The sequence below is a fragment of the Bradyrhizobium sp. P3_C3 genome (assembly GCF_056402655.1).
This window is the reverse complement of sequence record NZ_JBFUGY010000006.1, coordinates 117,826-142,811: the sequence shown is the minus strand read 5'-3', so window position 1 is coordinate 142,811 and position 24,986 is coordinate 117,826. Positions and strand designations below refer to the sequence as shown.

18 protein-coding genes and 1 pseudogene are annotated in these 24,986 nt (G+C 65.4%); 18 read left to right on the top strand and 1 reads right to left on the bottom strand.

Annotated features, from left to right (window positions below):
* Positions 1-89 precede the first annotated feature (89 nt).
* From AC1DW2_RS09475 to AC1DW2_RS09430, 10 genes and pseudogenes are all read left to right on the top strand, one after another.
* Positions 90-829: pseudogene (locus AC1DW2_RS09475) on the top strand (maleate cis-trans isomerase family protein).
* A 12-nt stretch (positions 830-841) separates the two neighbouring features.
* Positions 842-2,248 (top strand): dihydropyrimidinase, encoded by a 1,407-nt coding sequence (gene hydA, locus AC1DW2_RS09470; protein ID WP_477005842.1) that lies wholly within the window; start codon positions 842-844, stop codon positions 2,246-2,248.
* Positions 2,249-2,427: 179 nt separating this feature from the next.
* On the top strand, positions 2,428-3,861 hold the full coding sequence (locus AC1DW2_RS09465) for an NAD-dependent succinate-semialdehyde dehydrogenase (protein ID WP_477005841.1): 1,434 nt from the start codon (positions 2,428-2,430) through the stop codon (positions 3,859-3,861).
* A 152-nt stretch (positions 3,862-4,013) separates the two neighbouring features.
* The gene (gene pdxR / locus AC1DW2_RS09460) at positions 4,014-5,561 is read left to right on the top strand and encodes a MocR-like pyridoxine biosynthesis transcription factor PdxR (RefSeq protein WP_477005840.1); all 1,548 of its coding nucleotides are present in this window, start codon (positions 4,014-4,016) and stop codon (positions 5,559-5,561) included.
* A 425-nt stretch (positions 5,562-5,986) separates the two neighbouring features.
* Positions 5,987-7,996, top strand: coding sequence for a hydantoinase/oxoprolinase family protein (locus AC1DW2_RS09455; RefSeq protein WP_477005839.1), 2,010 nt, complete (start codon positions 5,987-5,989; stop codon positions 7,994-7,996).
* A complete protein-coding gene (locus AC1DW2_RS09450; RefSeq protein WP_477005838.1) occupies positions 7,993-9,573 on the top strand; it encodes a hydantoinase B/oxoprolinase family protein in 1,581 nt (526 codons plus the stop codon). The genes AC1DW2_RS09455 and AC1DW2_RS09450 overlap by 4 nt, the downstream gene beginning before the upstream one ends.
* Positions 9,574-9,583: 10 nt before the next feature.
* A complete protein-coding gene (locus AC1DW2_RS09445; protein ID WP_477005837.1) occupies positions 9,584-10,879 on the top strand; it encodes a class-III pyridoxal-phosphate-dependent aminotransferase in 1,296 nt (431 codons plus the stop codon).
* Complete coding sequence (locus tag AC1DW2_RS09440; protein WP_071915440.1) at positions 10,876-12,558, top strand: long-chain-fatty-acid--CoA ligase; 1,683 nt, start codon at positions 10,876-10,878, stop codon at positions 12,556-12,558. Before AC1DW2_RS09445 ends, AC1DW2_RS09440 begins: the two co-directional genes overlap by 4 nt.
* A 106-nt stretch (positions 12,559-12,664) precedes the next feature.
* Positions 12,665-13,597 carry an N-carbamoyl-D-amino-acid hydrolase gene (locus tag AC1DW2_RS09435; RefSeq protein ID WP_028148445.1) on the top strand — a complete coding sequence of 311 codons (933 nt, stop codon included), beginning with the start codon at positions 12,665-12,667 and terminating at the stop codon, positions 13,595-13,597.
* 5 nt (positions 13,598-13,602) lie between these two features.
* Positions 13,603-14,271, top strand: a complete 669-nt coding sequence (locus tag AC1DW2_RS09430; protein WP_477005836.1) for a flavin reductase family protein — start codon at positions 13,603-13,605, stop codon at positions 14,269-14,271.
* Here AC1DW2_RS09430 and AC1DW2_RS09425 read toward each other — a convergent pair.
* A complete protein-coding gene (locus AC1DW2_RS09425; RefSeq protein WP_477005835.1) occupies positions 14,268-14,930 on the bottom strand; it encodes an aspartate/glutamate racemase family protein in 663 nt (220 codons plus the stop codon). The two genes, AC1DW2_RS09430 and AC1DW2_RS09425, sit on opposite strands and share 4 nt — an antisense overlap.
* Positions 14,931-14,986: 56 nt before the next feature.
* On the opposite strand from AC1DW2_RS09425, the gene hydA (AC1DW2_RS09420) reads away from it, so the two are divergent.
* The 8 genes from hydA (AC1DW2_RS09420) to nikE all read left to right on the top strand — a co-directional run bounded on the left by hydA (AC1DW2_RS09420) (position 14,987) and on the right by nikE (position 24,933).
* On the top strand, positions 14,987-16,456 hold the full coding sequence (gene hydA, locus AC1DW2_RS09420; RefSeq protein WP_477005834.1) for a dihydropyrimidinase: 1,470 nt from the start codon (positions 14,987-14,989) through the stop codon (positions 16,454-16,456).
* Between the two features lie 16 nt (positions 16,457-16,472).
* The gene (locus AC1DW2_RS09415) at positions 16,473-17,447 is read left to right on the top strand and encodes an NAD-dependent epimerase/dehydratase family protein (protein WP_477005833.1); all 975 of its coding nucleotides are present in this window, start codon (positions 16,473-16,475) and stop codon (positions 17,445-17,447) included.
* Position 17,448: 1 nt separating this feature from the next.
* A complete protein-coding gene (locus AC1DW2_RS09410; RefSeq protein ID WP_477005832.1) occupies positions 17,449-18,198 on the top strand; it encodes an SDR family oxidoreductase in 750 nt (249 codons plus the stop codon).
* The gene (locus AC1DW2_RS09405) at positions 18,195-19,631 is read left to right on the top strand and encodes an NAD(P)-binding domain-containing protein (RefSeq protein WP_477005831.1); all 1,437 of its coding nucleotides are present in this window, start codon (positions 18,195-18,197) and stop codon (positions 19,629-19,631) included. The genes AC1DW2_RS09410 and AC1DW2_RS09405 overlap by 4 nt, the downstream gene beginning before the upstream one ends.
* A gap of 107 nt (positions 19,632-19,738) precedes the next feature.
* Complete coding sequence (locus AC1DW2_RS09400; protein WP_477005830.1) at positions 19,739-21,358, top strand: ABC transporter substrate-binding protein; 1,620 nt, start codon at positions 19,739-19,741, stop codon at positions 21,356-21,358.
* A 28-nt stretch (positions 21,359-21,386) separates the two neighbouring features.
* Positions 21,387-22,421, top strand: a complete 1,035-nt coding sequence (locus AC1DW2_RS09395; RefSeq protein WP_063984406.1) for an ABC transporter permease — start codon at positions 21,387-21,389, stop codon at positions 22,419-22,421.
* Complete coding sequence (locus tag AC1DW2_RS09390) at positions 22,418-23,266, top strand: ABC transporter permease (protein ID WP_477005829.1); 849 nt, start codon at positions 22,418-22,420, stop codon at positions 23,264-23,266. The genes AC1DW2_RS09395 and AC1DW2_RS09390 overlap by 4 nt, the downstream gene beginning before the upstream one ends.
* Positions 23,263-24,933 (top strand): nickel ABC transporter ATP-binding protein NikE, encoded by a 1,671-nt coding sequence (gene nikE, locus AC1DW2_RS09385; RefSeq protein WP_477005828.1) that lies wholly within the window; start codon positions 23,263-23,265, stop codon positions 24,931-24,933. The genes AC1DW2_RS09390 and nikE overlap by 4 nt, the downstream gene beginning before the upstream one ends.
* Positions 24,934-24,986 lie beyond the last annotated feature (53 nt).

Below are 24,986 nucleotides of genomic sequence, written 5' to 3'. Positions count from 1 at the left end.
AATTGCGGGTTGCGCGGGCGATGGCAGGCGCGGATGATCGTCCGAGGGGGGCGCCGCGGTGCGCTCTCTCAATGGGGCGATCGTGATCGATGTCAATTCAGCGCAAGCGTCTCGGCATGATGACCCCGTCGTCCAACTCGGTGCTGGAGCCCGTCACCAGTTCCATGCTGCATGGCGTGGCCGGCGTCACCGCTCATTTCTCGCGCTTCCGCGTTACCGAGATCGCGCTCGATGCCGCGGCGCTGAACCAGTTCGATGCCTCGGTGATGCTGCCGGCGGCGGATCTGCTGGCGGATGCCAGGGTCGATGCCATTGCCTGGAACGGCACGTCGGCAAGCTGGCTCGGTATCGGCCGCGACCGGAGCCTGTGCGAGGCGATCGCGGCGCGGACCGATGTCCCGGCGACGACCTCCACGCTCGCCTGTATAGACGCCGTCCGCGCGCTCGGCGCCGGACGCGTCGGCCTGGTCTCACCCTATACGGACGACGTGCAACGGCGGATCGGCGAAGTCTGGGCCGAGGAGGGGATCGCCCCTCATGCCGAGCGGCATCTCGGCCTGCGCGATAATTGTTCCTTCGGTGAGTCACGCCCGCGACGATCGCCGACATGATCCGCGCGGTCGCGGCGGACGGCGCCGATGCCGTCGTCATTCTCTGCACCAATCTCGACGGCGCCGCGCTGGCGGCCGCGCTCGAACGGGAGTTGGGCATCGCCGTGCTGGACTCGGTCGCGGTCACGCTGTGGCGGACGCTCGAACTCGCCGGTGGCGACATCGCGGCCCTTGCGGCGTGGGGCCGGATCTTCCAGACATCCGCGATCATCAAGTGACGGAGCCCTCCTGTGACGCAGCTCGATCTCGCCATTCGCGGCGGCACCATCGTGACGGCCAGCGACGAGTTTCGCGCCGATATCGGCATTCGCGACGGACGCATCGTCAACATCGCCGACCGCATTGAAGGTGCGGCGCGCGAGATCGACGCGACAGGTCTGCTGGCGCTGCCGGGCGGGATCGACAGCCACGTCCACATCTCCCAGGCCTCCGGACCCGATGTCGTGATGGCCGACGATTTTGCTTCGGCAACGCGCGCGGCGGCGGCCGGCGGCAACACCATGGTGCTGCCCTTCGCGCTCCAGGAGAAGGGGACGTCGCTGCGCACCTGCGTCGAGAACTACCGCAAGCTCGCCGAGGGCGAGTGCTACATCGACACCGCCTTCCACCTCATCATCTCCGACCCCACCGCAGTCGTGCTCGGGGAGCTGCCGGCTCTCGTCAAGGATGGCTACACTTCGTTCAAGGTGTTCATGACCTATGACGACCTCGTGCTCAGCGACAAGCAGTTGCTGGAAGTGTTCGACGTCGCGCGCCGCGAGGAGGCGCTGGTCATGGTCCATTGCGAGGGCTACGACGCGATCCGTTTCCTCACCGCCAAGCTCGAACGCGAGGGCCATATCGCGCCCTATTATCACGGCGTGTCGCGGCCGCAGGCCGTCGAGCGCGAGGCGACGCATCGCGCCATCAGCCATGCCGAGGTGATCGGCGTTCCCATCATGATCGTCCACGTCTCCGGGCGCGAGGCGATGGAGCAGGTGCGCTGGGCCCAGCAGCGCGGATTGCCGGTGCATGCCGAGACTTGTCCGCAATACATCACGCTGACGGCCGACGACATGAAAGGCCTGAACATGGACATGTCAGGCGCAAAGTATGTCTGCTCGCCGCCGCCGCGCGATGCCGAAAGCCAGCAGGCGATCTGGGAAGGCATCACCACCGGCGTGTTCCAAACCTTTTCGTCCGATCACTGCCCGTTCCGCTACGACGATCCCAAGGGCAAGCTGACGCCGAATTCCCGCACCTCGTTCCGCTGGGTGCCGAACGGCATCCCCGGCGTCGAGACCCGGTTGCCGATCCTGTTCTCCGAGGGCGTGTCGAAGGGGCGGATCAGCTTGCAGAAATTCGTCGAGCTGACTGCGACCAATCATGCGCGGATCTACGGTCTCTATCCGCGCAAGGGCTCGATTGGCGTCGGCTTCGACGCCGACGTCGTTCTATGGGATCCCAAATTGAAGAAGCCGATCCGGCAGGCCGACCTGCACCACGGCGCGGACTATACGCCGTGGGAGGGCTTTGACGTCACCGGCTGGCCTGTCACCACCATCGCGCGGGGCCGCGTGGTGTACGAGCAGGGCAAGATCGTCGGCGACAAGGGCGCGGGCGAGGTGCTCAGCCGCGGCAAGTCGAGCCTGGTGTGACGGAAAAATAATCGCATCGGGACGACGCCATGTCGTCTGTTGCGCATACCATCCTCGTGCTGCTGCGACATCATTGATCCCTTTTCGCCGGCCGCCTTTCGGTGTAGCTCTGCGCCCACTTGTTAGGCGGTCGGGCGCCAATGCTGATCGCCGCCGAAATCATGCAGGAGACACCAGGGATGTACCCGAAAGTTCAGATGTTCATCGCCGGCGAGTGGACCGACGGCACCTCCGGCAAGTCGGAGGACATCCTCAACCCCGCCACCGGCCAGCCGATCGGCAAGACCCCGCACGCCTCGCGCCAGGACCTTGACCGCGCGCTGGAGGCCGCCAAGGCCGGCTTCGAGATCTGGCGCAAGACCTCGCCGTTCGACCGCTACAAGCTGATGCGCAAGGCCGCCGACATCATCCGCTCGCGCGCCGCCGAGATCGCACCCGTGATGACCATGGAGCAGGGCAAGCCGGTCGTGGAAGCGCAGGGCGAGACCATGCTCGCCGGCGACCTCATCGACTGGTTCTCCGAAGAAGCCCGCCGCGCCTATGGCCGCATCGTGCCGCCGCGGATGGGCAACGTCTCCCAGCTCGTGACCAAGGAGCCGGTCGGCCCGGTCGCCGCGTTCACGCCCTGGAATTTCCCGATCAACCAGGCGGTCCGCAAGATCTCGGCCGCGCTTGCCGCCGGCTGCTCGATCATCGTCAAGGGCCCGGAAGAAACCCCGGCAAGCTGCATGGAGCTGGTGCGCGCCTATGCCGACGCGGGCATTCCGGCCGGCGTCGTCCAGCTGGTGTTCGGCGTGCCGTCGGAAGTATCCGAATATCTCATTCCGCACCCGATCATCCGCAAGATCAGTTTTACCGGCTCGACCGCGGTCGGCAAGCATCTGGCCGCACTCGCGGGCCTGCACATGAAGCGCGTCACCATGGAGCTCGGCGGCCACGCGCCGGCGATCGTGTTTGCGGACGCGGACCTCGACAACGCCGCCAAGATCCTCTCGGCCAACAAGTTCCGCAACGCCGGCCAGGTCTGCGTCTCGCCGACGCGTTTCCTGGTGCATGAGAGCGTCTATCAGCCCTTCGTCGACAAGTTCGTCGCGGCCGCCAAGAGCCTCAAGGTCGGCAACGGCCTCGACAAGGACACCCGCATGGGTCCGCTGGCGAACCCGCGACGCGTCGACGCCATGGAAGGTCTGGTCTCCGACGCTGTGCAGCGCGGCGCCAAGGTGCAGGCCGGCGGCAAGCGCATCGGCAACGAAGGCTTCTTCTTCGAGCCGACTGTGATCACTGACGTGCCGCGCGATGCCCGCATCATGAACGAGGAGCCGTTCGGCCCGCTTGCGCCGATCACCTCGTTCCGCAGCTATGACGAGGTGGTGGCCGAGGCGAACCGCCTGCCTTACGGCCTTGCGGCCTATGCCTACACGACCTCGACCAAAACGATGCAGGCGATCGGCTCCGACATCGAGAGCGGCATGGTGTCGATCAACCACCACGGCCTCGCGCTGCCGGAAGTGCCGTTCGGCGGCATCAAGGATTCCGGCTTCGGCTCCGAGGGTGGCCTCGAGGCGATCGAGGGTTACCTGAACACGAAGTTCGTGACCCAGGCGAGCGCGTAAGGAAGAGGCGCGTTGTCGTTCCGGGGCGCGCGAAGCGCGAACCCGGAATCCATCGCGCCGCGCGCAAAGAGGGGAAATGGATTCCGGGCTCGCGCCAAGTGGCGCGCCCCGGAATGACGCTGGATAGACCTGCGTTGCCTGACGGGCGAGACATGGACAACAGCCGTCACCCGAGCAAGCGCGTGTCCCTTGCCGGGATGCATATCGACCGGAATTCGGCGGTGCCGCTGCATCTGCAGATCGCGGCGCACATCCGCGACGGCATTTTGCGCGGCACCTTTCCGGCCGGAACGCAGTTCCTCGGCTCGCGCGAGATCGCGCGCGAACTGGGCTGCTCGCGCACGGTAGTGTTGACCGCCTGGGATCTGCTCTACGCCGAGGGCTATCTTGAATCGATGCCGCGCGGCAGTGTCATGGTGGCGTCAGTGGCGACCCCACATGCCGCGCCTTCATCCGCGACGTCGCCCGCGCCCAAGCCCGCCCACATGTCGGAGCGCTGGCGCTCGCTGCTTGCCTTCGACTACGAGACCAACTGGCCGTCGGAATTCAGCCCGGGCGCGCCTGACATCTCGACCTTCCCATTCAAGGACTGGTCGCGCCTGTTGCGCCAGTCCTGGCAAAATCCAAGAGAGCAGGAGTGTCTCGATCTTCCCTCGGAGGGCCATCCGCGCTTGCGGAGCGAGATCGCGAACTTCCTCGGCTCGGTGCGCGGGCTCGTCTGCTCGCCGGAAGAGGTCGTCGTCACCTCAGGCACATCGGGCGCGCTTGATTTCTGCAGCCGGATGATCCTCGATCCCGGCGACGAGGTGTGGGTCGAGGAGCCCGGCTTCGTCGAGGCCCGGTGGGCGCTCACGGCCGCCGGCGCGAAGCTCGTTCCAATTCCCGTCGATGACAAGGGCCTCGTCGTCTCCGAAGGTATCAGGCGCGCGCCGGGTGCGAAGCTGATCGTGGTCACGCCGTCGCATCAATATCCGCTCGGCGTCAGCATGGGGCTGGAGCGGCGGCTCGAGCTGCTCGACTGGGCCAACAAGAACGACGTCTGGGTGATCGAGGACGATTACAATTCGGAGTTCAGGCACCAGGACAGCATGATCGCCTCGCTGCGCTCGCTCGATCGCGAGGGGCGGGTGATCTATTTCGGCACCTTCTCGAAGATCATGATGCCGAATTTGCGGCTCGGCTACATCGTCGCCAACAGGCATTTCGTCGAGGGCTTTTCCAAGGGCCGCGCGCGCATCGATGTGCACACCTCCGGCATCGGTCAGCTCGCGCTGGCCGAGTTCATGCGGGAAGGGCACCTGCTGCGGCATCTGCGCGGGATGCGGCGGATCTACGCCGCACGCCGGAAGGCACTGATCGATGCGATCACAGCGCTGATGCCTGACGATCTCACCGTATCCTCCGCCGTCACCGGATTGCATCTGGTGGCGCTGTTCACTGAAGCAATGCAGGCACGCATGAGCGACCGAGAAGCGGCCGCGGTGCTGAAGCAGGCCGGCATCCACGTCCAGCCGCTCTCGCAAAACTTTCTGGAGCAGCCGACGCGGCAGGGCCTGGTGTTCGGCTACGGGCGGCTGCGGGTCGAGGACGCCGCGCTGCTGCTTGCGAGAATCGCGGCTCGCATCGGCAGCGGTCGCCGCAACGCACCATCCGACCCGGCAATATCCTCTCTTACTGTTCGTACAATAAAGAGAAGCTGAGCCGACCGTCGTGCATAGCTCGTAGGCATGCGGCTATCCCGCATCGCCGTTCAATCGCCTGCAAATTAGACAGATGTTTTTGAGTGTTCCGATTGCAGTGCAGCGGGCGTCACGATTTGCGCGGAGAAATCCTTGGTGCGCTGCACGTTTGTCGCGTGGAACGGTTCGCGTTCGTGTGCTCTCTGCGCGGGCATGGCTGCACCAAAACGTGCAGCCGGTGTTGCGCTGCATGATGTCGGTCCTGCGCTGGTCTAGTGGTTTGCGACAACTCTGGCCCTATCCCGAGCCCATCGCTCTGTCGCACGCTCGCAGGCGGTGGCATGACAGGGGATGATGATGAGCGCTCTCGGATCGGCATTGGACGTTGCGATGGACGGCAAGCACCCGGCGTCCGGTTCGGACGTCATCCGTAACTGACCCCGCACATGAGTTCCTCCGAAAATCAATGGGAAGTCGGCACCGATATCGGTGGCACCTTCACCGACATCATTGCGATCAGGCGCGACTCCGCGGAGGCGCGGATCGCAAAAGTGCCGTCGCGCCCCGACGCGCCGGTTCAGGCGATGCTGGAGGCGATCGAGGCGGTGGGCCTGCGCAAGAGCGAGGTCAAGCGCTTCGTGCACGGCACCACGCGCGTCACCAACGCCATCGTCGAGAACCGGCTGCCGAAGGTCGCGCTGGTCGCGACCGAAGGGTTCGCCGATGTGCTGGAGATCGCGCGCTATCGCCGCCGCGATCTCTATCGTCTCGACATTCCGCCGAAATCGCCGCCGCTGGTGCCGCCCGAACGATGCTTTGGGCTCGCCGAGCGCCTCGATCATGAGGGGCGGGTGCTGAAGGCGCTGGACGAGACCGAGATCGAGCGCCTGGTGGCCTGGCTGAAGCAGACCGGCGTGCAGAGCGTCGCCGTGGCGCTGCTTCACGCCTATGCCAATCCCGTCCACGAAAAGATGCTCGGCGAACGGCTCAAGGGCGTCGCCGCCCATGTCTCGCTGTCGCACGAGGTCAATCCCGAGGCTCGCGAATATGAGCGGACCTCGGCCACCGTGTTCAACGCGGCCGCGATGCCGATCGCGGTGGAATATCTCAGCGAGCTGGAGCAGCGGCTGCCGATCGGCGCCGGCTTGCAGGTGTTTCATTCGGCCGGAGCCATGGTCCCGATCTCGGCCGTGAAGCGCCGGCCGCTGGTGATGGCGATGTCGGGCCCCGCGGCCGGCGTCTCCGCATCGGTCAGCATCGCGCGCCAGCTCGGCACATCGCGCATGCTCACCTTCGATATGGGTGGCACCACGACGGACGTCTGCCTGATCGTCGATGGCCAGGCCGAGATGACCGACGGCCGCATGCTCGGCGACAAGCCGCTGCGCCAGCCGATGCTCGCGGTCCATTCCATTGGGGCCGGCGGCGGATCGATCGTGCGAAACGGTCCCGGCGGCCTGACGGTCGGGCCTGAGAGCGCCGGCTCCGAGCCGGGGCCGGCCTGCTATGGCCGCGGCGGCCTTGAGCCGACCATCACCGACGCCAATGCCGTGCTGGGCTATCTCAATCCCGAGACCAAGCTTGGCGACCGCATCGGCATCGACATCAAGGCAGCGGAACGCGTCATCGAACCGATCGCGTGCTCGCTGGGGCTGAGCCTGACCGAAACCGCGCTCGGCATCATCAAGGTCGCCAATGCGACGATGGCCCGTGCGCTTCGCCGCGTCACGGTCGAGCGCGGTATCGATGGCCGCGACTGCACGCTGCTCGCCTTCGGCGGTGGCGGTCCGATGCATGCCGCAGGCCTTGCCGATCTCTACGGGATTGCAGCGGTCGTGGTGCCCAGCGCATCGAGCGCGTTCTCGGCGCTGGGTTGTCTCACCGCCGATTTCAGCTTCCTCCAGCAGCAGACGCTACGCGCTGCCCTCGACGGTATCGATCTCGCGCGCGTGTCGGAGCGGATCGGGACGTTGATGGACGACGCTTCCGCGCCGCTGATCGCCAACGGTGTCGCCGAGGCGGAGATCCAGGTCGAGCTGGTGGCGCTGATGCGCTACGCGGCGCAGAATGATGCCATTCCGGTGCCGTTCACGTTGCCGCTCGACGTGACCACGCTGAAGAAGGACTTTCTGGCGCGGCACCACGAACTGTTCGGCTACGCGACCAGTGAGCCCTGCGTCATCGAATCCGTGCGCGTGCAGGCACGGCGCCCGTCGACGACGGTGGTGAGCCGGCCGGCGACTGCGGTGAGGGCGGTGTCGTCAGGCAAGCGCGCCTGCTCATTCGACGGCCTCCACGATATCCCGACCGCGATCATCGATCGCGCCAAATTGACCGATGTCGTCAGCGGCCCCGCGATCATCGAGGACGCATGGTCAACGGTGGTGGTCCCGCCGGGCTGGCAAGCTAAACCCGATGTATCAGGTAATCTGTTCCTGACGCGGAGGGCGGCATGAAGCTCGATCCGTTCGTCGTCGAGGTTATCAGGCACGGGCTCTCGGCCGCGGCCGAGGAAATGAGCCTGGTGATGACGCGCTCGGCGCGCTCGCCGCTGCTGCGCGAGGCCGGCGATCTCTCATCAGCAATCACGGATGGCCGCGGCGGCCTGGTCGGGCAGGGCCGCGACATCCCGATTCATCTCGGCGCGATGGCTTACACGATCCCCGAACTCTTGAAGGTCGTTCCGGTCGAGAGCCTGAACGACGGCGACGTGCTGATCTACAATGTCGGCGCGCTCGGCGGCAATCATCTCAACGACGTCAAGGTGGTGCGCCCCGTCTTCGTCGACGGCGAGATCGTGGCGTTCGCGGTGAGCCTCGCGCACTGGCCCGACATCGGCGGAACCTGGCCCGGCAGCTATTTTGCCAAGGCGATCGACACTTTCCAGGAGGCGATGCGGATTCCGCCGGTGCTGATCGCGACATCGGCCGGCGTCAACACGCCGATCGTGCAGCTGCTCAAGGCCAACGTCCGCGACCCAGAGTCCTGCGAGGGCGATCTGCTCGCCCAGATCGCCGCGACGAAGGCCGGCGAGAAGCGCATTGTCGAGCTCTGCCGCGAGCACAGCAAGGCGGTGTTCACGGCGACGCAGTCGCGCCTGCACGATCTCTCGGAAATCGAGATGCGGGAGGCGCTCCGCGACCTGCCGGACGGCGTCTACGAGGGCGAGGACTATCTCGACGACGGCAGCATCAACAATGCACCTGCGCGCATCCATGTGAAAATCACCATTCGCGGCGACGAGGCGACCTTCGACCTCTCCGGCAGTTGCGATCGCGTCTCCAATTTCTGCAACACGACGCCGTTCATGGCGCGCTCAGCTGTCGCCTATGCCGCACGCATCATGAGCGGGCGCGACATGCACCAGAATGCGGGCGCGCTCCGGCCTTTGACCATCATCACGCGCCCGGGCTCGATCCTAGAGCCGGGCTGGATGGCGTCCGTTGCCGCCGGCAACCACGAGACGTCCATGCGCATCGTCGATGCGATTTTTCGCGCGATGCAGGACACCATCCCTGAGCGTCTGTCGGCCGGCGGGGCGACCACCGCGGGCGTTTTGTTCTTTGCCGAGCCGCGTCAGAACGGTTCGTGGAAAATGCTCTACGAGGTCCACGGCGGCGGCGAGGGTGCGCGGCATGACCGGGCCGGCATGTCGGCAACGCGCGTGCATCTCTCCAATACGTCGAACACGCCGGTCGAGGTGATCGAGGCGAGCTACGCGATCCGCCTGGAGCAGCAGGCCATTCGCCGGCAGTCCGGCGGCGCGGGGGCTCATCGCGGCGGTGACGGCTCCGTTCGCACCTATCGCATCCTCGCACCCTCGATGCACCTGACCACCTGCATCGAGCGCATGGTGATTGCGCCGTTCGGCATGCAGGGCGGCGAAGCCGGCAAGGCCTGCCGCATCTCGCTGATCAGGCAGGGCGCGAACGTCGCCATCGACGGCAAATCGAACCTGGTGTTGCAGCAAGACGATCTCGTCACGATCGAGATGTGCGGCGGCGGCGGCTATGGCGCCGCGGCCGCCGAGTGAGGGGATTGCGATGAGCAGATTGTTGCGAACCGGGTTGAACGCAGGCGAAGCCGCGCCGATGGCCGTCGTCGGCGGCGAGGGCGTCTACTTTCACCTGTCCGATGGCCGCAAGCTGATTGACGGCAGCAACACCGGCGGCGGCCTCGGCCATCGCCATCCCGCGATGGTGGAGGCGATCCGCCGCGCGGCCGATACGCCTGTTGTCAACGAAGGCTGGACCTGGGTCGGCCGCGAGCAGGCCGCCGACGACCTGATGGCGACCGCGTTCAAGGGTGAAGAGGATTGGGTCGGCGCGGTGCGCTTCTGCATCAGCGGCAGCGAGGCCAACGACATGGCRCTGTCGCTCTGCCAGGCGCTGACGCAGCGGTCTGCGCTGGCGACGCGCGAGCGCGCCTATCACGGCATCACTGGCTTGTCGCGCAGCATGACGGTGCAGCCGCAATGGCACGGCGGCCTCGCGGTGCACGCAGGCGGCTCGAAGCTGCCGGCGCCGATGGCGCCGGTGCGGATTCTCCCGGCGCCGGATGGCGCCATCTACGGCGCGCCGGCCAATAACACGCCGCCCAGCGAATATCTGGCCGATGCCACGCGTCTGCTCTCGGACACGGCGGCGACCATCATCGACTACACCCAGGGCGGGATCTACTACGACGATGCCTATCAGGACGAGGTGGCGCGCTGCGCGCGGCAGGCAGGTTCCTACTGGATCGCGGACGAGGTCGTCACCGGCGCAGGCCGCGCAGGCCGCTGGTTCGCCTTCCAGGGCGCGGAGAGCCGCCCCGATATCGTGACGCTCGGAAAATCGCTCGGCGGCGGAGCGGCTGCGGTCGCGGCGGTCCTGGTGTCGAAAGACATCGTCGAGCGGCTCAAGGGCACGAGCTGGCAGAATTACGGCACGCTGCGCGGCCATCCCATCAGCATGGCCGCCGTCAGCGCATACCTGAAGGTCGTCAGCGACGACAAGATTCTGGAGCACGTCCAGAAGCTCGAAAAGCTGTTCACCCGCCGCCTGCTCGCGATCGCGCAAAAACATCCGAGCGTGCAGCGGGTGGCGGGGCAGGGGCTGCACTGGACGGTGGAGCTGCACGGCCCGGATTGGCGCGCCTGGCATGCCGACACCACCGAGGTGCCGATCGCCTCGCGCGTCGCAGAGCGGGCGTTGGAGGCGGGTGCCGTGATCGGCACCAGCGGCGAGCAGGCCTCGCTGTTCCTGGCGCCGCCGCTGGTGATCTCCGAGCACGAAGCCGAGCGGCTGCTGGATGCGCTCGACCACGGCCTCGATATCGCAGACGAGGAGCACGGGTGAGCGCTGACCCCGCAGCATCCTACCGCTCGCCGGCCTGGCCGGCGGACGAGCCCTGGCATCTCGCGATGCCGGAGGGGACGCTTTACGAGGCGCTGGCGCGTGCGGCGAAGGATCGCCCATCGCATCCGGCGACGGTGTTTTATGGTGCGAGCCTGAGCTATGCCGAGCTACGCGAGCGGGTCGATGCCTTAGCCAGCTTCCTGCAGAACGCTTGCGGCGTGAAGCGCGGCGACCGCGTTATGATCGCGCTGCAAAACTCGCCGCAATATGTCATCGCCTACTACGCGGTGATGCGGGCGGACGCCGTGATCGTGCCGGTCAATCCGATGAACAAGACGGCCGAGATCGCGTATCTCGCCGAAGACAGTGGCGCCAGGGTCGCGATCATTGGAAGCGAATTGAGCGAAATATTCGCGCCGCTGGTGGGCGAGGTCGTCGCGTATGCGGTCGTTGCGCAATATCGCGACGAGGTGCCGGCCGCCACGCCCTACACGCTGCCGTCATGCGTTACCGAGGCGCCGGCGGACGTGCCGTCGTCATCGGGCTGGTATTCCTGGTCGTCTGCGATCACGAAAGGCTTCCAGCCTGATCCGATGAGCGCGGGGCCGGACGATCTAATGATCCTGCCCTATACGTCGGGGACAACAGGCAAGCCCAAGGCCTGCATGCATACGCATCGCAGCGCGCTGTTCACGGCCGTCTTGCAGGCACGCTGGTATGGGCTCGACGGCGACGACGTGATGACCGGCTTCATGCCCCTGTTCCACGTCGCGGGCATGCAGGGCTCGATGAATGCCGCGGTGGTCACGGGCGCCACGCTGCTGTTGATGGCGCGCTGGGACAAGGATCTGCTGCCGGATCTGTTCGAGACCTACGGCGTCACGTTCTGGAACGCGGCACCGACCATGATCGTCGATGTGCTCGCCAGCGTCCGGTTCCGAGACCGGTGTTTTGCGAAACTCAAGGTGCTGACCGGCGGTGGCGCGGCAATGCCAACCGCGGTGGCCGAACGACTCAAAGGCCGCTTCGGCCTCGATTTCGTCGAGGGCTACGGCATGACCGAGACGATGTCGCCGACCCATCTCAATCCGATGGCGGCCCCGAAGCGCCAGTGTCTCGGCATTGCCGTGCACGAGACCGATGCGAGGGTCGTCGATCCCGAGACCTTGATCGAGCTCGACGACAATGTCGTCGGCGAGATTGTCGTGCACGGGCCGCAGGTGCTGCAAGGCTACTGGAGCAGGCCACAGGCCGACGCTGAGTCCTTCATCGAGCTCTCGGGAAAGCGGTTCCTGCGCACGGGCGATCTCGGCTATCGCGATGCCGACGGCTATTTCTTCGCGGTCGACCGCCTGAAGCGGATGATCAATGTCAGCGGCTTCAAGGTGTGGCCGGCCGAGGTCGAGGCCGCGATGTACCAGAACCGCGCCATCCGGGAATGCTGCATCGTCTCGGCCCCCGACGACTACCGCGGTGAGACCATCAAGGCGCTGGTGGTGCTGGACGAAGCGGCGCGCGCGACGATTTCGGCGGACGACATCGTCGGTTGGGCCCGCGGCGCGATGGCAAGCTACAAGGCGCCGCGTGCCGTCGTCTTCGTCGATGAGCTGCCGCGCACCGCAAGCAACAAGATCAACTGGCGGCTTTTGCAGGATGCCGAATGGGGGCGGACGGCATGAAAGCTGCTTGGCTGGAAAAACGGCGCAAGACCGCGTTATGCTGCGCGCGCCGGCACGCCCCTCAAGCTGCGATCCCCAGCCTCACCAAGAAATCAGGAACTCGCTGATGCGTATCGTCACTGTTGCCGCCGCCCAGATGGGCCCGATCCAGAAGGCCGACAGCCGCGAGGCCGTGGTCAGGCGCATGATCGCGCTGATGGACGAGGCAAAAGCAAAAGGCGCCGACCTGATCGTCTATCCGGAACTGGCACTGACGACGTTCTTTCCGCGCTGGTATTCGGAGGACCGGGCGGAGGCCGACATCTGGTTCGAGCGCGAGATGCCGAATGCGGCGACCAAACCGCTGTTCGAGCGTGCGGCGCAGCATCAGATGGCGATGAATTTCGGCTATGCCGAGCTGACGCCGGACGGGCATCACTTCAACACCGCGATCCTGACCGACAAGTCCGGCAAGATCGTCGGCAAATATCGCAAGGTCCATCTGCCGGGCCATGTGGACTACGACACCAAGCGGTCGCACCAGCATCTGGAGAAGCGTTACTTCGAGCCGGGCGATCTCGGCTTCAACGTCTGGCGCGAGCTGGGCGGCATCATCGGCATGGCCATCTGCAACGACCGGCGCTGGCCCGAGACCTATCGCGTCATGGGCTTGCAGGGCGTGGAGATGGTGCTGATCGGCTACAATACGCCGTCGGTGAATGCGGAGAAGAGCGAGGAGGGCGTCGAGAAGCGGCTGTTTCACAACCGTCTCTCGGTGCAGGCCGGCGCCTATCAGAACGCGACCTGGGTGGTCGCGGTGGCCAAGGCGGGTGTCGAGGACGGCCATCCGCTGTTCGGCGGCAGCCTGATCGTCGATCCCGATGGCGAGATCGTCGCCGAGGCCAAGACGGAGGGCGACGAAGTCCTGGTTCACGCCTGCGATCTCGACGCCACGACGTTCGGCAAGACCACGATCTTCAATTTTGCCCAGCATCGCCGCATCGAGCATTACGGCCTGATCACCAGCCAGACCGGCGCGGTGCCGCCGCCGGAGAAGTGACGCCGATGGCGGACAAGGGCACATCCGGCATTTCCTTGCGCGAGCTCGATCCGCGCGACCGCTACAAGCTGCTTTGCGGCGTGGTCGTGCCGCGGCCGATCGCGCTGGTAACGACGCTGGACGCGAACGGAGCGGTGAATGCCGCGCCCTTCAGCTTCTTCAATGTCTTCTCCGAAAGCCCCGCGCTGATCGTGCTCGGGTTCCAGCACAAGCCGGATCACAGTCCGAAGGATACGACACGCAACATCCATCGTGACGGCGAGTTCGTGGTTCACATGGTGGATGAGGCACTGTCTGCCGCGATGAATGATTGCGCGGTCGATTTTCCCTCTGGCGACAGCGAGGTCGCGGCGACCGGGCTTGCGACGCTTCCCTCAGTTGACGTGAAGGTGCCGCGCCTTGCGGCTGCACCATTTGCTCTGGAATGCCGCCGTCACGTCGTGCTGAATTTCTCGCCCGATCGCGAGCTGCTGGTCGGTGAGGTGCTCAGGGTTCATGCCCGAGAGGGCCTCGTCGACGAGGCCAACATGTATGTCGATCTCGAGGCCTACCGGCCGATCGGCCGCATGTTCGGCAATCTCTATACCACGCAGCGGGATACGTTTGCGCTTGCGCGCGAGAGCCACGCGCAATGGCTCGCGCGGCAGGACGCCGAAGAGCTGAAGGACGCCTAGTGAGCCGAGAACTGCACCGTACCCAGTGCCATGGTGACGGCCGCCTGTGTCGGGTCGATCACGGGAATGCCAAGCGCTTCTTCCAGCGGACGGCGATGGCGCGCCATTCCGGCGCAGCCCATCACGATGGCGCGGGCGCCATCCTCGTCGCGCAGCGCGCGGCCGACCTCGATCATCCTGGCGAGCGTGCCTTCGCCCGAGGCGGTTTCGGCAACGCTCATGTTGAGCGGCCGCTCGCCGGCGAGGCGCTCTGTCAGGCCCATTTGCCTGAGATAGCGCATGTGGCGTGGGATCGAGCGCTGGGCAATCGCGATGACGCCGAAGGTTTCGGCGCGGGCCAGCGCCGTCAGCACGCCACACTCGGCGATGCCGAACACGGGCCGGTCGGTGCCTTCGCGGCAGACCTGAAGCCCGGGATCGCTGTAGCAGGCGATGACGAACGCGGCCGAGCTGTTGTCGCCTTCGACCAGTTTTCGCAGCGGCATGGCGACGCCGTCGACGTCGGCCTGACTTTCAATGCCGAACGGACCCTCGGCCAGCGACTGGCAGACCAGTTCCGGCCCGCCCTCGAAGCCGAGCGGCTTCAAGGCGTCCTCCAGCCCTTGCGTGACCGCAGGGTTGGAGTTCGGATTGATGACGAGAATGCGCGGCCGGGGCATGTTGGTCTTCCCTTGAAATGGCGATCACGTAGCTCAGGCATATCATGGAGTGCCTCATGACTGAACCCACTTACGACCTGATCATTCGCGGCGGCCGCGTCGCCACCACGACCGACGTGTTCGAGGCCGATGTCGCGATCTCCGGTGAGACCATCGCAGCGATCGGCCGCGGGCTTCCGGCGGCCAAGCGCGAGATCGACGCACGCGGCAAGCTGGTGCTGCCCGGCGGCGTCGACAGCCACGCGCATATCGAGCAGTTGTCCGCGGCCGGCATCATGAATGCCGACACCTTCGAGAGCGCGACCGTCTCCGCCGCTTTCGGCGGCACCACCACGGTAATTCCGTTCGCGGCACAGCATGTCGGCATGAAGCTGCCGCAGGTGGTGGAGGATTATCACGCGCTGGCCAAGAAGGGCGCCGTGATCGACTACGCCTTTCACATGATCATCGCGGATGCGACCAAGGAGACGGTCGAGGAGCACATTCCTGCGCTGGTGAAGCAGGGCCATGGCTCGATCAAGATCTTCATGACCTATGACCGGCTCAAGGTCGACGACGAGCCATTGCTCGATATCCTCTTGGCCGCGCGCCAGTCCGGCGCGATGTTGTGCGCCCATGCCGAAAATCACGGCATCATCGCCTGGATGGTGAAGCGCCTGCTTGCGCGCGGCTACACCATGCCGAAATACCACGCCGTCAGCCATGCCCGCGTCTCGGAAGCGGAAGCCTTTACGCGACTGATCGGCATGGCGGCGCTGATCGACCAGCCCATCATGATCTTCCATGTGTCCACGGCCGAAGGCGCCAAGGTGATCCGCGATTCGCGCGGGCAGGGGTTGAAGGTCTACGCCGAGACCTGTCCGCAATATCTGTTCCTCACCGCAAACGATCTCGACAAGCCGGGCGCCGAGGGCGCCAAGTGGATGTGCAGTCCGCCGCCGCGCACGCATGCCGACCAGGAAGCGCTGTGGCAGGCGCTGTCGCTCGGCGATCTCCAGACCATCTCGTCCGATCATGCGCCGTATCGCTACGACGAGACCGGCAAGCTGCGCGCCGGACCCAATCCGAACTTCAAGCAGGTCGCGAACGGCCTGCCCGGACTGGAGCTGCGGCTGCCGCTGCTGTTCGACGCGATGGTGTCGAAGGGTCGGCTCGGCCTGGAAAAGTTCGTCGAATTGACTTCGACCGCGCCGGCAAAAATCTACAATCTGCATCCGCGCAAGGGCTCGATCGCGGTCGGCGCTGATGCCGATATTGCGATCTGGGATCCCAACCGCGAGACTGTGATCGCCGACGAGATGATGCACGACCTCGCCGGCTACACGCCGTTTGCAGGTCGCAAGCTGAAGGGCTGGCCGGTTAGCGTTCTCTCGCGCGGCCGGGTGATCATCGACGGCAACAAGTGCCTCGCGTCCGCCGGCAGCGGAAAATTCCTGGCGCGCAGCGGCGGCGAGGCGGCAAAGCCGACGGGGCGGCTCGTCGCCGACATGGATCCCGAGCGGAATTTCGGGGCGAAGCTGCTGTGATGGTGGATCGCGCGCGATGAAGATCGTCATCTTCGGCGGCACCGGCTTTGTCGGCCTCAATCTTGCCGAGGTGCTGCTCGCGCGCGGGCATGACGTTACGCTGTATGACCGCGCGGAGTTGCCGCCATCCGCGCGGCGATCGCTTGCTGACTACGGTGCACGGCTCAAAGCCGTGCAGGGGGATATCACCGACGCAGGCACCATCGACGCCCTCATTGCCGCGGGCTGCGATGCGATCGTGCTGGGCGCGGCGGTGACGGCCGGCGATGAACTCGAGCGAGCGTCGACCTCGCGCGTTCTCGAAATTAACGTGATGGCGCAAATCCCCATCCTGCTCGCGGCGATCCGTCATGGCGTTCGCCGTGTCGTCAATCTGTCGTCGGCATCGGCCTATGGCGCATCCGGTGGGCGGGTCGACATTCTGGACGAGGAGACGCCCTGCGATCCCATCTCGTTCTATGCGATCAGCAAGTTCACCTCGGAGCGCTCTGTCGCTCGCCATGCCGAACTCTTTGGCGGCGATTTCCTGAGCGTGCGTCTGAGCGCCGTGTTCGGTCCATGGGAGCGGCCCGGCTCGGTACGCGACACGCCAAGTCTCCAGTACCAGATCCTGGCTGCGTTTGCCAGCGGCGAGCCAGCAATTATGCCTGAAACGGGCATGAGGGACTGGATCTACGCTCCGGATGCCGCGGAAGCCGTGGCAGTGTTGATTGAAGCGGAGCGGCCACGCCATCGGCTCTACAACATCTCCAGCGGCGGGCTATGGCCGGCGCTGGAATGGGGCAAGACCTTTGCGGCGCTAAATCCCGGCCTGCAATGCAGGCTCGCGGCGGCCGGAGAGACGACCGCCATCAAGCTGCATGGGCCCCATCGCGCACCGCTCTCGGTTGCGCGGATGGCGGATGAGTTTGGCTGGCGCGCACGGTTCGGCTGTGCCGAGTCCGCCGCCGCGATGAGTGGCTGGCTGAAGCAGCACAAGGAGTGGATCTGAGATGCGGCTGCAGGGACGCACGGCCATCATCACGGGAGCAGCTTCGGGCATCGGCCGCGCCAGCGCAAAGCTGTTTGCAGAGGAGGGCGCGCGTCTCGCGCTGGTCGATCGCGATGCCGCGGGGCTTGAGGAGACGCTGGGCCTGATTGGCGAGGCCACGACACATGTCGGTGATGTCGGCGATGCCGCTTTTGCCGAGACCGTTGTCGGTGATGTCGTCGCACGACACGGCCGGCTCGACATCCTGATGACGGCCGCCGGCTTCTCCTGTGGCGGCACGGTGCTGACGACGAGTCCGGAAGACTGGGATGCGGTGTTCCGCGCCAATGTCGGGGGCACGTGGCTGTGGGCGCGAGCTGCTATACCGCAGATGCAGCGGCAGAAGGGCGGCTCGATCATCACGCTGGCATCGCAGCTTGCCATCGCCGGCGGCAAGGGCAACAGCGCCTATATCGCCGCCAAGGGCGCGATCGTCAGCCTGACCCGGACGATGGCGGTGGATTTCGCGATCGACGGCATCCGCATCAACGCGATTGCGCCCGGCGCAATCGACACGCCGATGCTTCGCCGCAGCTTTGCCCGCCACGCCAATTCGGACGAGGTGCGCGAAGCCTCCCGCAACCGCCACGCCATGAAGCGCTTCGGTCAGGCGGAAGAAATCGCTCAGACCGCGCTGCATCTTGCGAGCGATGCGTCGTCGTTCACGACCGGCACCGTGATGGTGGTCGACGGAGGCTGGCTCGCGGCATGAGCGTCACGCTGACAGAGCTCGAAGCGACCGTTCGTGCCGATCTCTCCATGATCGCGCATCCCGGCGCCTCATGGCTCGAACCGAAGATCGGACCGGACGGCAAACCTGCGCTGGATGTGCTGATCATCGGCGCCGGCCAGTCCGGTATCGCCATCGGCTTCGGCCTGATGCGCTCGCGCGTCAGCAACATCCTGCTGCTCGACAAGGCCGAGGAGGGGAAGGAGGGCCCGTGGCTCACCTATGCCCGCATGCCAACGCTGCGCAGCCCGAAAGATTACACTGGCCCGGACCTCGATATTCCCAGCCTGACCTATCAGTCCTGGCACGAAGCCCGTTTCGGCAAGGAGAGCTGGCAGGAGCTGAATCTGATCCTGAGAGAGCATTGGGCGGACTATCTGCTCTGGCTGCGACGCACGATCGGTCTGCCCGTGCGTAACGGCTGCGAGCTTCTGGAGATCGCGCCTGCGTCAGACGGTCTGCTCGCCGCGCGCGTGGGACGAGCCGATGGCGTCGAGACGCTCTATGCCCGCAAGATCGTGCTGGCAACGGGGCAGGAGGGCATGGGCGACTGGATGATGCCCGAGCCGCTGCGCGATCTGCCGGAGAGCTCAGCTGCTACTGGTGCCGACGACATCGACTTCGAAAGCCTGCGCGGCAAGCGTGTCGCGGTGATCGGCGCCGGCGCCTCCGCCTTCGAAAATGCGGCAACTGCATTGGAGGCGGGCGCCGCCGAAGTTCATCTGCTTTGCCGCCGCGCTCAGATCCAGGTGATCCAGCCCTATCGCTGGCTGACCTTTCGCGGCTTCCTGCGCCATCTCAGCGATCTCGACGATGCCTGGCGCTGGCGCTTCATGCGCAAAATCCTCGAAATGCGCGAAGGCTTTCCGCAGCCGACTTATGACCGCTGCGCGCGTCATGCCAATTTCACACTGCATGAAGGCGCGCCGGTCGAAGCTGTGAGGCAGACCGCGGGCGGCGTTGAATTGCAGACACCTCGCGGCACGATCACCGCGGATTTCGTCATTTGCGGCACCGGTATCGACATGAACTTTGCCGGCCGCGGCGAGCTGCGCCGCTTCGCCGGCAATATCGCGACCTGGGCCGATCGCTATCAGCCGCCTGCGAGCGAGCACAACGCGCGGCTCGGCCGCTTTCCCTATCTCGCTGACGATTACGCCTTCACCGAGCGTGTGCCGGGCGAGACGCCGTGGATCTCCGACATCCATCTTTTCGCCATCGCCTCCACCATGAGTTTTGGTCCGTCGGGATCGTCGATCAATGCAATGACGACGGCCGTTCCCAAGCTGGTCAATGGCCTGACGCGCGGCCTGTTTCGCGCCGATGTTGAACGCCACTGGGCTTCGCTCAGCGCCTACGACGTGCCGCAGGCCGTGGTTGCGCGGCCCGCGCGAACAATGGAGGAATCGCGATGATCATCCATGCACCGCCGCGACGAAGCGCCTCTGCGGGATTGGCGCGCAACTTGCTTCTTTCTTGACCTGCCTTGCTGGCGTTCTTGCCGAAATTTTGGGGAAAACGAATGCGTTTTGTGTCTTTCAGGCCCGCGGCCTCAGTCCTCGCCACCACTGCGCTGTTGCTCATTGCCACCGCGCCTTCGCAGGCACAGACCAGAGCGGAGACGTTGCGCTATGTCACGGGATCAGCGGTCAACACGCTCGATCCCAACATCCCCGGATCGACGCGCGAATCCTTCGCGCTGAGCATGAGCACATACGATCGGCTGGTGGCATTCGGCCGCAAGCAGCTCAACGGCAAATGGGTGTTCGATCTCGACACGATCACCGGCGAGCTCGCCGAATCCTACGACGTCAGCCCGGATGGCCTGAAGATCACCTTCCGCCTGCGCAAGGACGCCAAGTTCCAGGACGGTTCGCCTGTCACGGCCGAGGACGTCAAATGGTCGCTCGATCGCTGCGTCACCGCGCCGATCCTCGGCAAGGCCCAGTTGCTGACGGGTTCGTTGACGTCGGCGGACCAGTTCAAGGTGATCGATCCCCTCACCATCGAGGTGACGCTGCCAAAGCCCGACAAGCTTGCGCTGCCGAACCTTGCCACCGTCTATCCCCTGATCATCAACTCGAAGGTGGCAAAAGAGCACGCGACGTCGGATGATCCCTGGGCCACCGCATGGCTGAAGGAGCATACCGCCGGTAGCGGTGCTTATATGGTCGAGACCTTCAAGCCGGGCGAGCAGGTCATCATCAAGCGGGATGAGGCCTGGAATCGCGGTTCGGCCAACAAGCCCGCGTTCTTCAAGCGCGTGATTATTCAGTCCGTGCCGGAGCCGGCGACCCGCGCCAACCTCGTCGAGCGCGGCGATGCCGACCTCGTCGTCGATCTCCAGGCCAGCGACGTGCAGTCGCTCGAGGCCAAGGGCAAGCTCAAGGTGGTCTCGACCCCGCAGTACAATGCGATCACCTATGTCTCGATGAACAACCAGATGCCGCCCTTCGACAACGTCAATGTCCGCCGTGCCATCGCTTACGCGCTGCCCTATGACGACATGTTCAAGGCCGCGCTGTTCGGCCGCGGCGCGCCGCTGTTCGGCGCGAGCTGGCCGGACGGCAAGCCGCTGAACGGCATCTATCCGTTCCAGCAGCCGGTGAAGCTCGATCTCGACAAGGCCAGGGAATATCTCAAGGCCGCCGGTCTTCCCGAGGGTTTTTCGACCACCTTCAGCTTCAACGTCGGTCAGGCCGCGACCGCGGAGCCGATGGCGGCACTGGTGAAGGAGTCGCTCGGCAAGATCGGGATCAAGGTCGACATCCAGAAGCTGCCGGACGCGCAGATGTCGACGCAGATCAACGAGAAGAAGCTTCCCTTCTACACCGAAGGCATCGTAGCCTGGCTGCCGTCGACCGATTACTTCTACCGCAACTTCTACACCGGCAATCAGCGCTGGAATTACAGCTCGATCAACAACCCGGATCTTGCCGCAATCGCGCAGGAGGCCCGTTTCGAGCCGGACAAGGCCAAGTATGAGGACGCCGGCCGCAAGCTCAACGCGATGCATGTCGATCTGATGCCGCAGATCATGCTGTGGCAGCCGAACCAGGATGCGGTGATGGCGTCGTCGGTCGAAGGCTACACCTACGAGTTCCACCGCCAGGTCGACTATCGCGACGTCAGCCGCAAGTGACGTCGGACAACGAGAGGAGCTCTCAGAGGTGACGACCGGTCTTGGTGCAACCATGGTACGGGCGGGCAGGCGGCTTCTGTCGTCGCTGCCGGCGCTGTTCGGTGTGCTGGTGTTCACCTTTCTGCTGATGCGCGTGCTGCCCGGTGACCCCGCGGTGTTCTTCGCCTCGGGGCCCAATGCCGGCAAGGAGGAGATCGAGCAGATCCGCAAGCAGATGGGGCTCGACAGGTCGGTGCCGGAGCAGCTCGTGTTCTATCTCTCGGACATCGGCCACGGCAATCTCGGCCGCTCCATGATGACGGGGCAGCCGGTGCTGAAGGACCTGCGCGAACGGCTGCCGGCTTCGCTGGAGCTCACCTTCACGGCGCTCCTGATCGCGCTGATCGCGGCGGTGCCGCTCGGCGTGGTCGCGGCCTTGAAGCCCGGCTCGATCGTCGATCACGGCGTGCGGCTGTTCTGCGCGCTCGGCGTCTGCGTGCCGACTTTCGTCTCGGGCCTGCTGTTGATCTATGTCTTCTACTATCTGCTCGGGCTCGCGCCCGATCCGACCGGGCGGATCGACGTGTTCACTTCGCTTCCGCCGCAACGGACCGGGTTCCTGTCGATCGATTTCCTGCTGGCGGGAGATATCGAGGGCTGGTGGGCGGCCTGCAAGCAGCTGATCCTGCCGGCGGTGAGCATGGCCCTGTTCGTGATCGCGCCGCTGGCGCGCATCACGCGCGCCTCGATGCTGGTCTCGCTCGGCAGCGATTTCGTGCGCACCGCGCGCTCGGTCGGATTGTCCTGGCACAAGGTGGTCGTGACCTATGCGCTGCGGAACGCGATCCTGCCCGTCATCACCATTGCCGGCATCGTGTTCTCGACCATGCTGGGCGCGAATGTCCTGGTGGAGAAAGTGTTCTCCTGGCCGGGCGTCGCTTCCTATGCGCTCGATGCGCTCCTATCCTCCGACTATGCGCCCGTGCAGGGCTTCGTGCTGCTGATGGCCAGCCTGTTCGTGCTGGTCAATCTCGTGGTCGACATCTGCTACGGCATCGCCGATCCCAGGGTGTCGATCGAATGACCAGCGCAACTCTCCGCCATTCGGTCTGGATCCTGCGCGGCAATCCGCTCACCGCCGTTGCCGCGGCCGGCGTCATGCTGTTCGTCCTGGTTGCGATCTTCGGGCCGTGGATCGTGCCCTATGATCCCGTGGTCTCCAATGTATCGGAGGCTCTTTTGCCGCCGAGCGCGGCCCATCTCGCCGGCACCGACCAGCTCGGACGCGATGTGTTCAGCCGCCTCATCATCGCCGCGCGGCTCGATCTTGCCATTGCGGTTTCCGCGGTCGGCATCTCCTTCGTGATCGGCGCCGTCGTCGGCGCGTTCTGCGGCTATGCCGGCGGCAAGCTCGATCGCGGTGTCGGCCGCTTCGTCGATGTGATGATGGCCTTTCCGCTGTTCGTGCTGGCGATGGCGATGGTTGCCGCCTTGGGCAACCGGATCGAGAACATCGTGATCGCGACCGCGATCATCAATCTGCCGTTCTACATCCGCTTCGCGCGCGCCGAGGTCAACGTCCGCCGCAATGTCGGCTGGGTTGAAGCCGCGCGCGCCTGCGGGGAGAGCCATTTCTCGGTGGTGCTGCGCTTCCTGCTGCCGAATATCCTGCCGGCGATGGCGGTGCAGATCTCGCTCAATCTCGGCTGGGCCATTCTCAATGCGGCCGGCCTGTCCTTCATCGGCCTTGGCGTCAAGCCGCCGACGCCGGAATGGGGCATCATGGTTGCGGAAGGGGCGCGCTTCATCTCGACCGGGCGGTGGTGGCTGGTGGCCTTTCCGGGTCTTGCGCTGATGATGGCGGTGCTGTGCTTCAATCTCCTCGGTGACGGGATGCGGGACATTCTCGACCCGCGGATGCGCACATGAGCGAGGAGCTGCTAGGGATCAACGACCTCCACGTCTCGTTCTCGACGCGGCGTGGCATGGTCGAGGCCGTGCGCGGCGTGACGCTCACGGTCGAGAAGGGCGAGATGCTCGGCCTCGTCGGCGAGAGCGGCTCGGGCAAGTCGGTCACCGGCTTTGCAACGACGCGGCTACTCGATGCGGCCGGGCGCGTCACCGGCGGCAAGATCCTGTTTCGCGGGCAGGACGTCACAAAACTCAGGGGCGATGACCTCCGTCAGCTCCAGGGCGCCGCGATGTCGATGATCTTCCAGAATCCGCGGGCGGCGCTCAACCCGATCCGCGCGATCGGCCTGCAGATCGCGGATGCGATCCTCACGCATAAGAAGATATCGAAGGACGCCGCGCGCGCCGAGGCGCTCGAGCTGCTGCGCGCTGTCCAGATCCGCGACCCCGAGACGCGGATGAACGCCTATCCGCATGAGCTGTCCGGCGGCATGTGCCAGCGCGTGATGATCGCGATCGCGATTTCCTGCAATCCCGCGCTGCTGATCGCCGACGAGCCGACCACCGGCCTCGACGTCACGACCCAGAAGGTGGTGATGGATCTGCTCGCAGACATTGCCGCCGCGCGTGGCATGGCGACGATCCTGATCACGCACGATCTCGGTCTCGCCGCACGCTATTGCCGCCGCATCGCCGTGATGGAGCGCGGACGCATCGTCGAGGAAGCGAGCCCCAAAAAGCTTTTCAGCGTACCGCAACACGCCTATACCCGCCGCCTCGTTGCGGCATCGCCGACCGCGACGTCGCGGATCGAGGATCTCGTGACGGAGGAGGAGCGGGAACGGCACGCGACGATCGTCAGCAAGCCAAGGCAGGAGCTCCCGCACGGGACGCCACCGCTCCTCGAGGTGCGCAAGCTCGCCAAGCGTTTTGACCAGGGCTCCGCGGCGGTCGCGGATTTCTCGATGACGATGGCCGGCGGCGAGAGCGTCGGGCTCGTTGGCGAGTCCGGCTCCGGCAAGAGCACGACGTCGCGGATGATCTGCCGCCTGATCGACCCGAGCGAAGGCGATATCGTGTTCGACGGGCAGTCGATCGGCCATGTCGCCTCGCGCGACTTCCATCGCTCGCCGCTGCGCAAAGACATCCAGATGGTCTTCCAGGACCCGAACGAGAGCCTCAACCCTCGCTTCACGGCCTTTGACTGCATCGCCCATCCCCTGATGCGGCTCGACGGCATGCGGGCGGGCGATGCGCTGCGCAAGCGGGTGGAAGAGTGTGCGGAGCGGGTGGGCTTGCCGCTCGATCTGCTGCCGCGTTTTCCGCACCAGCTCTCCGGCGGCCAGAAGGCGCGCGTCGGCATTGCCCGCGCCATCGCCTGCCGGCCGCGGCTGCTGGTGCTGGACGAGCCGACCGCCGCGCTCGACGTCTCGGTGCAGGCGGTGGTGCTGCAATTGCTCGACCGTTTGCGCCGCGAGAATGACATCGCGCTGCTGTTCGTCAGCCACGATCTCAATGTCGTGCGCATGCTCTGCGACCGCACCATCGTGCTGCGCAACGGCGGCATCGTGGAGCAGGGGGAGAGCCGGGCGCTGTTCGACAATCCCAAGACCGACTACACGCGCAAGCTGGTCGAGGCGATCCCGCACATCGAGACCGGGCCGGCACTGGCGGTCGCACTTTGACGCCTGAACCGGTCGAGATCCCGAAGAGATCCCGCTGGCGAAGGCCCGGTTAG

Bases quoted from the DNA above. Each gene is read 5' to 3' on its own strand.
- AC1DW2_RS09465 (WP_477005841.1), top strand. From the start codon at position 2,428: ATGTACCCGAAAGTTCAGATGTTCATCGCCGGCGAGTGGACCGACGGC.
- pdxR (WP_477005840.1), top strand. From the start codon at position 4,014: ATGGACAACAGCCGTCACCCGAGCAAGCGCGTGTCCCTTGCCGGGATG.
- AC1DW2_RS09455 (WP_477005839.1), top strand. From the start codon at position 5,987: ATGAGTTCCTCCGAAAATCAATGGGAAGTCGGCACCGATATCGGTGGC.
- AC1DW2_RS09450 (WP_477005838.1), top strand. From the start codon at position 7,993: ATGAAGCTCGATCCGTTCGTCGTCGAGGTTATCAGGCACGGGCTCTCG.
- AC1DW2_RS09435 (WP_028148445.1), top strand. From the start codon at position 12,665: ATGCGTATCGTCACTGTTGCCGCCGCCCAGATGGGCCCGATCCAGAAG.
- AC1DW2_RS09430 (WP_477005836.1), top strand. From the start codon at position 13,603: ATGGCGGACAAGGGCACATCCGGCATTTCCTTGCGCGAGCTCGATCCG.
- AC1DW2_RS09425 (WP_477005835.1), bottom strand. From the start codon at position 14,930: ATGCCCCGGCCGCGCATTCTCGTCATCAATCCGAACTCCAACCCTGCG.
- hydA (WP_477005834.1), top strand. From the start codon at position 14,987: ATGACTGAACCCACTTACGACCTGATCATTCGCGGCGGCCGCGTCGCC.
- AC1DW2_RS09415 (WP_477005833.1), top strand. From the start codon at position 16,473: ATGAAGATCGTCATCTTCGGCGGCACCGGCTTTGTCGGCCTCAATCTT.
- AC1DW2_RS09410 (WP_477005832.1), top strand. From the start codon at position 17,449: ATGCGGCTGCAGGGACGCACGGCCATCATCACGGGAGCAGCTTCGGGC.
- AC1DW2_RS09405 (WP_477005831.1), top strand. From the start codon at position 18,195: ATGAGCGTCACGCTGACAGAGCTCGAAGCGACCGTTCGTGCCGATCTC.
- AC1DW2_RS09400 (WP_477005830.1), top strand. From the start codon at position 19,739: ATGCGTTTTGTGTCTTTCAGGCCCGCGGCCTCAGTCCTCGCCACCACT.
- AC1DW2_RS09390 (WP_477005829.1), top strand. From the start codon at position 22,418: ATGACCAGCGCAACTCTCCGCCATTCGGTCTGGATCCTGCGCGGCAAT.
- nikE (WP_477005828.1), top strand. From the start codon at position 23,263: ATGAGCGAGGAGCTGCTAGGGATCAACGACCTCCACGTCTCGTTCTCG.